The sequence below is a fragment of the Chloroflexota bacterium genome, from assembly GCA_040902225.1.
GTDB lineage: Bacteria > Chloroflexota > Limnocylindria > QHBO01 > QHBO01 > CF-167.
The window spans coordinates 78,191-91,666 of the sequence record JBBDXT010000002.1 but is presented as its reverse complement, the minus strand read 5'-3'; the positions used below and the strand labels follow the sequence as shown (position 1 = coordinate 91,666).

Here is a 13,476-nt window from a genome sequence, read left to right as displayed (position 1 = left end):
CGCGGGTGCGGGACGGCCTCAGTCGAAGAGCGAACGCTCGGGTCAGGTCGATGGCGCCTCAGATTCCGACGCATCGGCCTCATCATCGTCCAACCCGTGGAATCCAACGTGGCCACGGCCGGGGTGGAGCAGGGAGAGATCGCCGGAGGCCAGCGCCTCGTCGAGCTTCGAGAGGATCTCGTCGGCGCGGGCCTGGTCCAGCCCCTCCGCCACCGCCGCATCCAGCCTGGTCTTGGCAGCATCGAGAATCGCCTGGCTGACGGTGTCGTAGTCCTTGCCCTGCGCGGTGGCGACGTCCTGGAGCGAGTCACCGCTTCGCAGCGCTTGCTTGAGCTCGCCCGGCTCGATGCCGAGTGCCTCGGCCGCCACGCTCAGGAGAGGACCGCCGAAGTGAGCCTTGGGCCCATGCCCGCCCCGCGCGAACGGATGACCGAAGAACCGGCAGGCGTTGCTGCCATCTGCCGCCGCGATCTTGTCCTTCAGCGCGGTGGCGCGCTCCTCGGTCAGGTCGCCGGCCGCGACCGCCGCGTCGATGGCGGCGATGCTCGCGGCCTTGGCGGCGGGGAGAAGGTCGTCGACAGAAACGCCCAACTGGTCGGCAAACGCCGCCTGCCAGGCCTCGCAGTACTCGCCGTTGGCGAGATTGGCAGCCGATGCGCTCGCCCCCGGTGCTGAGGGTGCCGCCAGCGCGGCGCTGATCAGGGTGCCACCCACGAGCGCTGCCGCGACCAGCCCGCCGGCGATGCCCAGGGTCTTGGTGTTCTTCACGTGCTCGTCCTCGTTGGATCGTCGCTTGCCGTGATCTCAGTCCAGCAGAGCATCGGCTCCGGCGATCAAGAACGCATCAAGATCGCGCCCTGCTGTCTTGACATCCTCTGAATCGGCCTGCCTCTAGGATGGGCCAATGGCGCGTCACAGGATCCTGATCGTCGAGGACGAGCCGCAGCTGCGCGGGCTGCTGCGACTGTACCTGGAGCGGGCAGGCTACGTGGTGACCGATGCCGGGGACGGCGCGGCAGCGTTGGCAGCCTTCGCAACCGATGGGGCTGACCTGGTGGTCCTGGACCTGATGCTGCCCGGGATGCAGGGCGAGGCGGTGCTCGAGGGCCTGCGCGAAAAGGCGGACGTCCCGATCCTGATCACCAGCGCCAAGCGCTCCGACGCCGAGCGCATCGCCGGGCTGCGGCTGGGCGCGGATGACTACCTTGCCAAGCCCTTCAACCCGCATGAGCTCACGGCTCGGGTGGCGGCGATCCTGCGACGCGTTCGCCCCGAGGCGGCGGACCTGGGCGAAGCGATCATCTCGCTTGCGGCCGGTCGCCTTGTCCTTGATCCCGCCTCCAGGCGCTACACGCTTGCGGGCGGGGAGGGTGGCCGGCTGACACCCGGCGAGGCCTCCCTGTTGGTGGCGCTGGCGCGCCGTCCCGGCGCGGTCCTGGCGCGTGAGCAGCTGCTCGAAACGGTGGCGCGCCGTCCGGACGAGGTCTATGAGCGCGTGGTGGACGTCCACGTGGCCAACCTGCGAAAGAAGCTGGGCGACGACGCCGCCGACCCGTGGCTGATCGAGACGATCCCGTCGACCGGCTATCGCCTGGTGGCCGCGAGGGATCCGGCGTGACGGTCAGCCGTGAGGAGGTCCGGGGCCAGCCGCTGGGCCTGCGGCTGGCCCTGATGCTCTCCGCCGCCGTCCTTGCGGTCCTGCTGATTGCCGGCCTCGCGGTGAACCGCATCGTCAGCGGCTCGCTGGAACAGGAGCTGAGCGCGGCCGAGCGAGACAGAATCACGGTTGTCGCCGGAGCGATCGGCGGGGTCGACCTGGGGGCGCCCAAAGCGAAGCATGGGGTCGAGGTTGTGCTCCGCCGCATCGCAAACTCGATGCGTGGACACGTGCAGCTGATCGGTCCCGATGGAGCCCTGCTGGTCGACGTCGGCCGGTTGCCACCAGGGGTCTCGACCGAGACCATCTCGGAGGCGGTTCCGGGCTCGGACGCAACGTTGCGGATCGAAGTGCCACGCTCGGATCGCGCCTTCCTGCGGATCTTCAACCTGAGCCTGCTCGTCGCCGGCCTGCTGGCGATCGTGGCGGTCGTAGTGGTCGCCCTCCTCCTCTCCTCGCGCCTGACGCGCCCGCTCCAGGGCGTGGCGGCCGCCGCACAGCGGCTTGGCCATGGCGACCTCGGCGCCCGCGCAACGGGCGGGCCTGACCGCGAGTCGAATGAGCTGGCCGGTGCCTTCAACGCCATGGCAGAGCGAGTCCAGCGCTCGGAGATGCTGCGCCGTCGCGCCGCCAGTGACATGGCGCACGACCTGGCGACCCCGGCCACCGTGCTCGAGTCGCAGCTGCAGGCGATGGTCGACGGGGTGGTGCCCGCGGATCGCCAGCAGCTTGATCGCGCACGTGCCGCGGCCGGCGCGCTGTCGCGAGTGATCGCGCAGCTCGGCGAGTTGGTCGACGCCGAGTCCGCGGTCCTCCAGCGCCGCCCCCAGGTCATGTCGCTGGGGGAGCTGCTGGCCGAGGTCGAGCGCGCCATCGAGCCGCTCTTCCGGCAGCGAGGGGTCGGAATCGTTGTTGCGCAGGGTCCTGCCTCGTTGCAGGTCGAGGTCGACCCGACCCAGGTCGGCCGCGCGCTGCGCAACGTGCTGGCCAACGCGGCGCAGCACTCACCCGAGGGAGCGACGGTGCACGTCGCGGCGGAAGCGGCGGCCACTGAGGCGGTGGTGCGCGTCACCGACGCCGGGCCGGGGATCGCCGCCCAGGATCTGTCACACGTCTTCGAACGCTTCTATCGAGCGGACCGGGCGCGTGGTGCCGGGGAGCCACGCACGGGCAGCGGGATCGGGCTGACCATCGCCCGTGAGCTCCTGGTCGCCAACGGCGGCCGCATCGCGATCGAGCGTACTGGCCCCGACGGGACGACCTTCGCGATCGCGCTGCCGCGCGTCGGCTAGGGGCCGGCCAGCTCCCAGCTGCGCTTGCGGGGGATCGCCAGCCAGTCGTCGCGGAGGATGGACATGATGTGCACGTCGTGGTGCGCGCCGCGATGGAAGCGTGCACGTCGCTGGATGGCATCGGTCTGGAAGCCGGCCTTCTGGTACGAGCGGACGGCGCGCTCGTTGAAGTCGAAAACCTCGAGCTCGATCCGCTCCAGGCGCAGCTCCCCGAAGCCGAGATCAACCAGAGCATTGAGCGCATCGGTTCCGTATCCCTGGCCGAGGTAGCGCCGGTCCCCGATGAAGATTCCGACGATGCCGCTGCCGTTGACCTTGTCGACGTCGCGCAGGAGGACAGTACCGATGCTCTCCTCGGTCCCCAGCAGGCAGATGGCAAAGCCATAGGCGGTCGGATTCATCGGGTTCTGCGAGAAGATCTCGGTGCTGAAGCGCTCGGCAGCGGCCTTCGACATCGGCGTCTTCGCCCCCAGGAAGTGGCCGACCTCGGCATCGCCGGCGTAGGTGGAGTCGTGGATGACGTCGGATGGTTCGCTGGGGCGCAGCCAGACCCGCTCGCCGCGGATCATGGGACGCGGCGCGGGTGCCTCGGCATCGGTCATTGCCCGCATGATACCGGCCCCCTTGCACGGGCTATGCCTCGAAGGGAAGACCTCGCTCGACCGTCGACCAGCCCGCGATCAGCAATCGCCTGGCCACGTCGGGGTCACGCGCCGGCGGATGGTCCGGCGCGATCAGGGCGCCGGCAAGACCGGGGAGCAGCGGGGACAGGCCAAACGAGGCAGCGATCAGCGCGTCGCCCTCGAACGGGCCGGATTCGATGCGGTACAGGACCTCCTGGTCCATGGCGTCGTAGTGAATCCAATATGGATCGGTCGACGTGACCCGCGCCAGTCGCACGCCCGCTCGCAGCTGCTGTCCCTCCGGCGTTTCGGGCAGCATCGGGGAGCCCGCGTACCACACCCGCCCCGTCCGCAGGTCCCGCTGCAGGGTGTCGTTCCAGCCGTCCCACCAGGATGGCTGTCGCGGCTCGGCCGGATCGAGCGCCAGGTTTGCCAGGACGACGAATCCATGAGCGTCGTGCGGCGTGGTGAGGCAGCGCTCGTCGCAGCGGGGCAGGAGCACGCGCCGCAGCTCGCTGATTGCCAGTCGGGCGCTCAGCCACGCGCTGGAAGCCGCCCCCGACCGTCGCGCCCCCGGGTTGATGAGTGCAACCACCTCGTCACCCTTCCGCATCTGATCGATGGCAATCGAGAAGGCGCGGAGGGCATCGCCATTGTGCTCGCGGGGACCCGCGTTGGGTCTGGATCGGATCATCCACCCATGGACCTATACCGACGGGGACTTTGCAACTACAAGTAACCGCACTACACGCCACCGCTGACGCCACGCGGTGCGCCCTGTCCACGGTCACGCCCAGACAGAAGCGGTACGACAGTTAGACGGGCGACCGGCGTGCAGGGCGCCCGACCGCGCCCGCGACGGCCCCCGACTGCCCGGTTGCGCCCCGGGTTCCCCACGCGTACCGTGGCCGCCACCATGGAGCCCTCCCCCGACGTCAGCCTGGAAGCGTGGTACGGCCGCTTCCCGGAGGGCTGGTGGGGCTATCACTGGAGCCCGCCGCGGCCGATGAGCGCGGTCGAGATCGTCGGCAGCGGCAGCCTCGACGCTCGCCTGATGGCGACCCTCTGGGCGGTGACCAGCCGCAGGCGCAGCGTGATGCTCGCCTCGGAGGCACCGATGGCCGGCAAGACGACGACCCTCTCCGCGCTGGTCGACTTCCTTGCTCCCGGCACGGTGGGGGTCTTCCTGCGTGGCTGGCGGGGCGACTTTGAATGGACCGATGAGATCGGTCCCGAGCGCGGCTACCTGCTGGTCAACGAGATGAGCGACCACCTGCCGGTCTACGTCTGGGGCCGCAACGCTCTCGGAGCACTGCAGCTGGCGGGGCGCGGCTACGGCATGGGCGCCACCATGCACGCCGACTCGCTGGATGAGGCGATCGCCCTCCTAGGTGATCAGCTCGGCGCGGCCGATGCCGACCTTGCCGGCCTGACGCTCTACCTCCAGTACTCCGCCTACCGCACACCGGCCGGCATGTACCGTCGGGTCGAGGAGGCCTGGCACCTGCGGCTGGACGATGGCGGGACGCTGGCCCCCCTCCGCCTGGCGGCGCTCGACGGCGGCCGGTCACCGAGCCTGACCGGCGCGCAGCGTGATCCGGAGCCGCCGTGGCTGGCCGGCGACGGGGGGCGCTCCGGCCGCCTTCTGGTGCATGACCCTGCGGCGTACGCTGTGCTGGCCGCGAGCCTCGGCCTCGCACCGGACGACCTGGAGGCGGAGCTGGCGGAACGTTCCGAATATCTCACCGCGCTGGCGGATCGCGGGGTCTGCGATCCGGCCTCGGTCGCGTCCGCCCTACTGGATTATCCGTCCCTGCCCGAAGGAGCCACCGCATGACCGACCGACCGACCATCGGCACCCTCGCAGAGCTGCGTGCCGGCGGGTACCGGTCCCGGAGCGTCAAGGAGGAGATGCGCGCCAACCTGGTGGATCGTCTGCGGCGCGGGGAGTCGCTGCTGCCGGGGATCATCGGCTACGACGAGACGGTGCTGCCACAGGTGGAGAACGCCATCCTGGCGGGGCAGGACATCATCCTGCTCGGGGAGCGCGGCCAGGCCAAGAGCCGGATCGCCCGCTCGCTGGTGGGGCTGCTCGACGAATGGATGCCGGTCGTGGCCGGCGCGGAGCTGCACGACGACCCGCTGCGGCCGGCCAGCCCGTTTGCGCGCGCGCTGGTGGCGGAACAAGGGGATGCCACCCCGATCGCCTGGGTGGCGGCCGCGGATCGCTACGGGGAGAAGCTGGCCACGCCGGACATCACCATCGCCGACCTGGTGGGGGAGGTCGACCCGGTCAAGGTTGCCGAGGGCCGCTACCTCTCCGACGAGCTGACGATCCATTACGGCCTGCTGCCGCGCACCAACCGCGGGATCTTCGCGCTCAACGAGCTGCCGGACCTTGCCGAGCGGATCCAGGTGGGGCTCCTGAACTTGATGGAGGAGCGCGACGTCCAGATCCGGGGCTACAAGGTGCGGCTCAGCCTGGACCTGTTCGTGGTCGCATCCGCCAACCCGGAGGACTACACCAGCCGGGGGCGCATCATCACGCCCCTCAAGGACCGATTCGGCGCGCAGATCCGCACTCACTACCCCGAGGACCCGGAGACCGAGATCGCCATCATGGAGGCCGAGTGGCTGGCCTTCGATGACGAGACGGCGGCATCGGTCCCGGTGCAGGTGCCCTCGTTCATGAAGGAGATCGTCGCCGAGCTGTCGCAGCTGGCGCGACGGTCGTCAGAGGTGAGCCAGCGCTCCGGGGTCAGCGTTCGCGTAACGATCGCCAACCACGAGACGCTGGTGGCCGCCGCCCTGAAGCGGGCCGTGCGCCTGGGCGAGCCGATCGGGGCGCCACGCGTCAGCGACCTCGGCGCGATCGTGGCATCGACCGCCGGCAAGATCGAGCTCGAGACGCTCGGCGACGAGACGCGCGAGGACAAGGTGATCGAGAAGCTCGTGCAGCGCGCCGTGGTCAACGTCTTCAATCGGCACTTCTCGCTCTCCGAGCTGGTCGGCCTGGTCGAGCGCTTCGAGGCGGGGACGGAGATCGAGGTGGGCGACGCGGTGGCCTCGGACCTGCTGCAGCGGACCGTCGCGGAGCTGCCGGAGCTGAGCCGCGCCGTGGGGCGGCTCGACCTTGGCGAATCGCCGGCCGGCGTCGCCAGCGGCGTGGAGTTCGTGCTGGAGGGGCTGCACCTCAACCGGCGGCTGAACAAGGAGCGGCGTGGCGGCGGCGTGCGCTACGCGAGGTAAGGCGGTGGCTGCTGCAGGCTTGGCCGCGGCGTTACGAGCGGCTTCGACTCCGCCATCCAGTCTGCGGTCGTGACCAGCTACCGCTACTCGCACTGGGATGGCAGCCAGAGCCTGCCTCCCTTTGACGCCGACGATGTGCTGGAGGCGCTCTCGGAGGACATCCTTGCCGAGGGCGATATCCGGCGCGCCCTGCAACGCTTGATGCAGCGGGGCATGCGCGGCACGCGCGGTGGCGACGTACCGGGGTTGCGGCGGATCGTGGAGCAGCTACGCGCTCGTCGCGCGGAGGAGCTGTCAAAGGCGAACCTGGACGGCATGCTCGACGATGTCGCGGCACGGCTGGAGCAGATCGTCGAGCAGGAGCGGGCGGGGATAGAGCGGCGTGTCCACGAGGCCGAGCAACGATCCCTTGACGCGGCGCCGGGACCGGCGCAGGACCAGGCACGGATGGCGGAGCAGGTCCTGAGTCGCACCGCACAACAGCGGCGCGACCGCCTCGACGCCCTGCCGGACGACCTGGCAGGGCGGCTGACGAGCCTGCGCGACTACGAGTTCATGGATGCCGATGCACGCGACGCATTCAACGCCCTCACCGACGAGCTTCGCCAGCAGCTCCTGCAGACCTACTTCCATGGGCTGAAGGAGGGGGTCGCCGGCATCTCGCCCGAGGATCTCGACGGCGTGCGGGCGATGGTCCGCGACCTCAACAAGCTGCTCGAGAAGCATGCGGCGGGCTCCGACACGAGCGCCGACTTCGCCTCCTTCATGGTCCGACACGGGCACTACTTCCCGCCCGGGATCGAGACGGTCGACCAGCTGATCGATCACCTGCACCGCCAGGCCTCACAGATGGCATCCCTCATGGCATCACTGAGTCCCGAGATGCGGGCCGAGCTCCAGGAGATGATGGACGAGCTGCTGCGCGACGATCGCCTGCGGTGGGACATGGCGCGCCTGGCCGGCGCCCTCCAGGCCCTCCGCCCCGATACCCCCTTCGGGGAGCCGTATCCGTTCAGCGGCGACGAGCCGCTGGGGCTGCCCGAGGCGCTCGACGCCATCGATCGGCAGCAGCGCTTCGACGCCATGGAGGAGGAGCTGCTGGCAGCCCGCGACCCCGACTCACTGGAGCAGATCGATGCCGAGGCACTCCGGGCACTCGGTGGCGACGAGGCTACCGGGGACCTCGAGCAGCTGCGCGCGCTGACCCGGGCGCTGGAGGAGGCGGGCTACCTGGAGCGCGGGGACGATCGGCTGGAGCTGACGCCGCGTGCAGCCCGCAAGCTGGGGATGCGCGCGCTGACGGATATCTTCAGCCGGTTGCGGCGTGAGTCCCTCGGCGGCCACGCACTGCCGTCTTCGGGGAGTGGCGGCGAGCAGACGGATGAAACCAAGCCGTTCGAGCATGGGGACCCGTTCGCTGTCGACCTCAATCGGACCCTCTTCAATGCGATGGCCCGCAACGGACCGGGAACCCCCGTCCGCATCGCGCCGGGCGATTTCGAGGTGCATCGGTCCGAGGAGACCACGGTCAGCTCAACGGTGCTGCTGCTTGATATGAGCCGATCGATGCTGCTTCGAGGCTGCTCAACCGCCGCCAAACGGGTGGCGATGGCGCTCCATACCCTGATTCACACGAAGTACCCGCGCGACCGGCTGTACGTGGTCGGCTTCGCGTACTTCGCGCGCCAGATCAAGCCGGAGGCGATCGCCACCCTATCACCGTACGAGTTCGAGTACGGGACCAACCTCCAGCACGCGCTGATCATCGCCCGCCAGCTGCTCGGCCGTCGCAGCGGCGGCAACAAGGAGATCGTGGTGATTACCGATGGCGAGCCGACCGCGCATATCGCCAACGGCCAGGTCGAGTTCGCCTACCCGCCGACCATGCGGACCATGCAGTCGACTCTGCGGGAGGTGGGGCGCGCGACCCGGGAGGGGATCGTGATCAACACCTTCATGCTGGAGCGGTCGCGGTACCTTTCCGAGTTCGTCGACCTGATGAGCCGGATCAATCGCGGTCGTGCCTTCTACGTGGAGCCCGAGCACCTCGGCGAGTACGTCCTGGTCGACTACGTCAGCAAGAAGCGCAAGCGCGTCGCCTGATCCTGGCAACAGGGCGTGAGCAGCGCGCGGCGGGGGATTCGGGCCGCTTTTCGGCTCATCGAGCCCCCTCGTCACCCGGGTGACGAGGGCGTCCCCGTGCTCCCGATGGCTTACCCGCCCCACCGGTTCGGCGCAGCCGCATACGCGGACTGATCAGATGATCTGAACACTAGCCCGGCCCGCTTACGGCGCGCTTACCGGAGTGGACCCGGCACAATGGCCCCCATGACCGAGCGCATGAAGGTGGGAGTCCAACTGCCGGAGGTCGAATGGGTGGCCCGGTGGCCGCATCTGCGCGAGATGGCTCGCACGGCCGATGAGATCGGCCTCGACTCGATCTGGGTGGGCGATCACCTGCTGTATCGGGGTGACGGGCTGCCGCCGCGGGGACCGTGGGAGGCCTGGACCACCCTCGCCGGCATCGCCGCGGTGACGGAACGGGTGCAGATCGGGCCGTTGGTGGCGGCGGCCAGCTTCCATAACCCTGCCATGCTCGCCAAGCATGCCGCCACCGTGGACGAGATCTCCGGCGGAAGGCTGATCCTCGGCCTCGGCGCCGGCTGGAACGAGACTGAATACCTGGCCTATGGCTTCCCGTTCGACCATCGGGTCAGCCGCTTCGAGGAGGCTTTCACGATCATTCGCACGCTCCTCGTAGACGGGCGCTGCGACTTCCACGGCACCTACTACGACCTGCAGGACTGCGAGCTGCTGCCGCGCGGGCCGCGCCACGCGCATGGTGAGGGGCCGCCGCTCCTGGTCGGCTCGATGGGCGAGCGGATGCTGGCCATCACGCTCCCCTGGGCCCAGGCCTGGAACGCCTGGTTCACCTGGTTCGGCAACAGCGTGGAGGGCTACCGGCCGCTGCGCGAGAAGATCGACGCGGCATGCCGGGCGGCCGGCCGCGAGCCCGCTGAGGTTGAGCGCACGCTGGCGCTGCTGGTGGGCTTCCCGGGTGCGAAAGGCAGGTCGCTGGGCGACCTGAAGGAGCCCGATGTCAGGCCGATCCCGAGCGATCCAGCCACCCTGGCGGCGACCCTGCGCGAATTCGAGGCCGAGGGCGTTGCGCATGTCCAGCTGGTTCTCGACCCCATCAACGCGGAGACGATCGCCGGGCTCGCACCGATGCTGAAGGAGCTCCGCGCCTAGATCTGCCACGGGGCGGTATGCTCGGTGCATGGAGGGTACGCAGGCCCCGTTTCCCCTCGGCCCGAACGGGCGTCTCGAGGCTGAGCCCTTGACCAATGCGGTCGGCAACCACGCCGTGCTGGTCCGCGAAGGCGAGCAGCCACGAGCGCTGGTCACCGTGGAAGCGGGGAGTCCCGAGCGAGAGCGGGTGATCATCGTGCCGCTCGACAGCGACGTCGAGATGCGGGTCGACGGCGATGCGCTGGCCATCTGGCTGTCGCAGGGCTCGATCGGCTCCGCACCCTCGAACGTGCCCGCGTGGGCCAACGCCATCGGCTTTGGGCTGGTGATCGCCGCGCTCGGCTTCGCCCTGCTCGGCAGCGTCACGTTCTTCGGCTGGCTGCTTCGGACGCTGGGATGGCTCTGACCCCTCCCACCTCCGGCCTGATCGCCATGCGCATCGGCCAGGAGTTCGGCCCGCCCGAGGAGTTCGCGAGTTCGCTCGAGCTGGCCATCGAGCGTGGAGGCGAGCGGGGAGCGACGATCGTGGCGGTCCTGGATCGAGGCGACCTGGCGACCCACATCCCGCAGGTCGACGGTCCCTCGTGGAACACGGTTCCGCTGGTCCACCTGCACCGTGGCCAGCAGCCGACCGAGGAGGACTGGGCGGTCGCCAATGCCATCGTCGAGCGGCTGGAGCGCTACCGCTGAGCCGATGGACGACGATCGCGGCCTCTGGCTGCGGGCGATGATGGGCCGCTTCGCAACCGGCGTGACGGTGGTCGCCGCGCGGCATGGGCCATTGCTGGCCGGGATGACGGCGAATGCGATCGCCTCGATCAGCCTCGACCCGCCGCTGCTGATGGTCAGCATCAACCGGGGAAGCGAGACGCACGTCGCCATGGTGGGCAGCCACTCGTTCGCGGTCAGCGTCCTCGGAGAGGATCAGCGCTCGATCGCGGATTGCTTCGCCCTGCCCACCACGGCCGGAAAGCTGCAGCGCTTCTGTGACGCGCCGTGGCATGAGGCGGAGACCGGCTCACCGATCCTGGACGGCGCCATCGCCTTCTTCGATTGCCGGCTGCACGAATCGCATGCCGCCGGCACGCACACCATCTTCATCGGCGAGATCGTGGCCGCCGGCTACGAGGAGAGCGGCGAGCCGCTTCTCTGGTTCGGCTCGCGCTACCGCCGATTGGCGCCGGAACCGGTCGAGGGCTAGGCGCGGACCGCTGCCAGCGCCTCGGAGATTACGCCGATCGCGGTCTCGACCTCGTCATCGGTCGTGACCAGCGGCGGGATGACGCGCACCACCTGGCCGTGGGTGCCGCAGCTGAGCAGGAGCAGTTTGCGATCGAAGGCCTCGTGCAGGATGCCCTTGGCCAGGTCCGGGCGAGGTGTCAGCTGCGGGCCCTGCGCAAGCTCGATCCCGATCATCAGCCCTCGCCCTCGCACCTCGGCGACGCAGCTGTGTCCTTCGGCCACCTCGCGGAGCCCGGCCAGCAGACGCTCTCCCTGTCGCGCCGCGTTGGCGAGCAGCCCCTCCGACTCGATCACGTCGAGCGTGGCCACGGCCGCGGCGCAGGCGACCGCGTTGCCGCCGTAGGTTCCGCCGTGGGAGCCGGGCCCCAGCCGGTCGAGCAGCTCGCGGCGGGCCATGATGCCGGAGAGCGGCATCCCCGAGGCGATTCCCTTGGCGATCACTACGATATCCGGGCGTGCATCGTACCAATCGGTCGCCCACATCCTGCCGCTGCGTCCCATGCCGGACTGCACCTCGTCGGCGATCAGCAGGATGCCGTGCCGATCGGCGACCTCACGCAGCGCGGGCAGGAAGCCATCCGGCGGGAGCACGTAGCCGCCCTCGCCCAGGATCGGCTCGACCAGGAAGGCGGCCACGTCATCGGGGTAGACGACGGTCGCGAAGAGCTCCTCGATGCCGGCCAGGCTGAATGCCACCGCTGCGTCGGCGTCGCGACCGGTCGGGTTGCGCAGCACGTACGGGTAGGGCGCGAAGTGCACGCCGCCGAGCAGCGGCTCGAAGTGGCCGCGGTACTTGACCCCGGAGCTGGTCAGCGCCATCGCGCCGTGGGTGCGGCCGTGGAACCCACCTCGGAAAGCGATGATGGCGGGCCGCCGCGTGGAGTACTTGGCCAGCTTGACGGACGCCTCTATCGCCTCGGCCCCCGAGTTCGAGAGGAAGAGCCCTGCCTCCTCCCCGTCACGGAGCCCGGGGAAGGTGCGCGGCAGGCGCGCATGAAGCTCGAGGCCGGGCTTGTGATACAGGATGTTCTGCTGGGCGTGGATGATCCTGCCGGCCTGCTCGGCGATCGCTGCGGCAACCCGTGGGTGCGCGTGGCCGGTGTTGGTGACCCCGATCCCGCAGGTGTAGTCGAGGTACCGCTCGCCGTCGATCGTCTCGATCCACGAGCCGATGCCGCGCTCGACCACCAGGTCGGTGTAACGGGCCCAGACCGGCGGCACGCCGGCGCGGCGAGCTAGCCAAACGGCGCTGTCGTCAACCCGCTCGTCGATGGTCCGTCCGCCGGTCGGTTGCGTCATCGCATCGCGATCGTGACCGGCGTCGCCGGTTCTGTCGAGCGGCCGGCGCTACGCTGACTCCAGACCTGGACGGCGATGAACACCAGCGCGATAAGGAGGATGAGCGTGCCGAGCACGTTGACCTCCGGAGGGATCCCGAACCGGCTTGCGCCGTAGACCCATAGCGGGAAGGTCACGGTGCGGCCGGATGAGAAGACGGTGATCACGTAGTCGTCGATCGACAGCGCGAAGGCGAGCAGCGCAGCCGAGAGGATGCCTGGGAAGATGAGCGGGAATGTGACCTTCCAGAACGTCGTCCAGCTGTCGGCGTAGAGGTCCATCCCAGCCTCCTCGAGGGATTGGTTCATGCCGGCCAGGCGTGCCCGCACGGTGACGACCACGAAGCTGATGTTGAACATGACGTGGGCGGCGAGGATGGTCCAAAAACCGCGCTCGGTGCCCAGGCTGACCCAGAGTGTCAGCAGCGAGGCTCCAAGGATGATCTCCGGTGCAGTCATCGGGATGAAGATGAGCAGATTCAACAGCCACTTGCCACGAAATGCATGGCGCGTCAGCGCCAGGCCGATCATGGTGCCGAAGGTGGTCGCAACGAGGGTCGAGATGGCGGCCACTGCGAGGCTGACAGTTATGGCGCTGGTGATGACCGAACGGCCCCACAGGTCGACGTAGTTCCGGAGGGTGAAACCCTGCCAGGTGATGTTCTGGCGTCCACCCGGATCGTTGAAGCTGAAGACGATCATCACCGCGATCGGGGCGAAGAGGAAGAGGAACAGCAGCCCGGTGAAGGCGGGAAGCGCCAGGTTCCCCAGGCGAGAACGCACGGATGGAGTGCTGTGCGAGCGAACGTCGGACGTCATGTGCC

General features: G+C 69.3%; 14 protein-coding genes. 9 read left to right on the top strand and 5 right to left on the bottom strand.

Annotated elements, in window-relative coordinates:
* Nucleotides 1–42: 42 nt before the first annotated feature.
* The gene (locus tag WEB29_00475; protein ID MEX2135418.1) at nucleotides 43–768 is read right to left on the bottom strand and encodes a hypothetical protein; all 726 of its coding nucleotides are present in this window, start codon (nucleotides 766–768) and stop codon (nucleotides 43–45) included.
* Nucleotides 769–904: 136 nt separating this feature from the next.
* Here WEB29_00475 and WEB29_00470 point away from each other — a divergent pair, with 136 nt between their 5' ends.
* Together WEB29_00470 and WEB29_00465 are read left to right on the top strand one after the other, a co-directional pair.
* Nucleotides 905–1,618, top strand: coding sequence for a response regulator transcription factor (locus tag WEB29_00470; protein ID MEX2135417.1), 714 nt, complete (start codon nucleotides 905–907; stop codon nucleotides 1,616–1,618).
* Complete coding sequence (locus tag WEB29_00465) at nucleotides 1,615–2,949, top strand: HAMP domain-containing sensor histidine kinase (GenBank protein MEX2135416.1); 1,335 nt, start codon at nucleotides 1,615–1,617, stop codon at nucleotides 2,947–2,949. Before WEB29_00470 ends, WEB29_00465 begins: the two co-directional genes overlap by 4 nt.
* Here the strand turns inward: WEB29_00465 and WEB29_00460 are convergent.
* Together WEB29_00460 and WEB29_00455 are read right to left on the bottom strand one after the other, a co-directional pair.
* On the bottom strand, nucleotides 2,946–3,551 hold the full coding sequence (locus tag WEB29_00460) for a GNAT family protein (protein MEX2135415.1): 606 nt from the start codon (nucleotides 3,549–3,551) through the stop codon (nucleotides 2,946–2,948). The genes WEB29_00465 and WEB29_00460 overlap by 4 nt on opposite strands.
* Before the next feature lie 31 nt (nucleotides 3,552–3,582).
* Nucleotides 3,583–4,266, bottom strand: coding sequence for a hypothetical protein (locus WEB29_00455; GenBank protein ID MEX2135414.1), 684 nt, complete (start codon nucleotides 4,264–4,266; stop codon nucleotides 3,583–3,585).
* Between the two features lie 222 nt (nucleotides 4,267–4,488).
* On the opposite strand from WEB29_00455, the gene WEB29_00450 reads away from it, so the two are divergent.
* From WEB29_00450 to WEB29_00420, 7 genes are all read left to right on the top strand, one after another.
* Nucleotides 4,489–5,409 (top strand): hypothetical protein, encoded by a 921-nt coding sequence (locus tag WEB29_00450; protein ID MEX2135413.1) that lies wholly within the window; start codon nucleotides 4,489–4,491, stop codon nucleotides 5,407–5,409.
* A complete protein-coding gene (locus WEB29_00445) occupies nucleotides 5,406–6,821 on the top strand; it encodes a magnesium chelatase (protein MEX2135412.1) in 1,416 nt (471 codons plus the stop codon). The genes WEB29_00450 and WEB29_00445 overlap by 4 nt, the downstream gene beginning before the upstream one ends.
* A 69-nt stretch (nucleotides 6,822–6,890) precedes the next feature.
* Nucleotides 6,891–8,924: a VWA domain-containing protein gene (locus tag WEB29_00440; GenBank protein MEX2135411.1), complete on the top strand. Its 2,034-nt coding sequence runs from the start codon at nucleotides 6,891–6,893 to the stop codon at nucleotides 8,922–8,924.
* 225 nt (nucleotides 8,925–9,149) lie between these two features.
* Nucleotides 9,150–10,073: an LLM class flavin-dependent oxidoreductase gene (locus tag WEB29_00435; protein ID MEX2135410.1), complete on the top strand. Its 924-nt coding sequence runs from the start codon at nucleotides 9,150–9,152 to the stop codon at nucleotides 10,071–10,073.
* 28 nt (nucleotides 10,074–10,101) lie between these two features.
* Complete coding sequence (locus WEB29_00430; protein MEX2135409.1) at nucleotides 10,102–10,479, top strand: hypothetical protein; 378 nt, start codon at nucleotides 10,102–10,104, stop codon at nucleotides 10,477–10,479.
* On the top strand, nucleotides 10,470–10,763 hold the full coding sequence (locus WEB29_00425; GenBank protein MEX2135408.1) for a hypothetical protein: 294 nt from the start codon (nucleotides 10,470–10,472) through the stop codon (nucleotides 10,761–10,763). Before WEB29_00430 ends, WEB29_00425 begins: the two co-directional genes overlap by 10 nt.
* Before the next feature lie 4 nt (nucleotides 10,764–10,767).
* Nucleotides 10,768–11,274 (top strand): flavin reductase family protein, encoded by a 507-nt coding sequence (locus WEB29_00420; GenBank protein MEX2135407.1) that lies wholly within the window; start codon nucleotides 10,768–10,770, stop codon nucleotides 11,272–11,274.
* Here WEB29_00420 and WEB29_00415 read toward each other — a convergent pair.
* Both WEB29_00415 and WEB29_00410 read right to left on the bottom strand, forming a co-directional pair.
* Nucleotides 11,271–12,614 (bottom strand): aminotransferase class III-fold pyridoxal phosphate-dependent enzyme, encoded by a 1,344-nt coding sequence (locus WEB29_00415; protein ID MEX2135406.1) that lies wholly within the window; start codon nucleotides 12,612–12,614, stop codon nucleotides 11,271–11,273. The two genes, WEB29_00420 and WEB29_00415, sit on opposite strands and share 4 nt — an antisense overlap.
* The gene (locus WEB29_00410; GenBank protein MEX2135405.1) at nucleotides 12,611–13,471 is read right to left on the bottom strand and encodes an ABC transporter permease; all 861 of its coding nucleotides are present in this window, start codon (nucleotides 13,469–13,471) and stop codon (nucleotides 12,611–12,613) included. Before WEB29_00410 ends, WEB29_00415 begins: the two co-directional genes overlap by 4 nt.
* Nucleotides 13,472–13,476 lie beyond the last annotated feature (5 nt).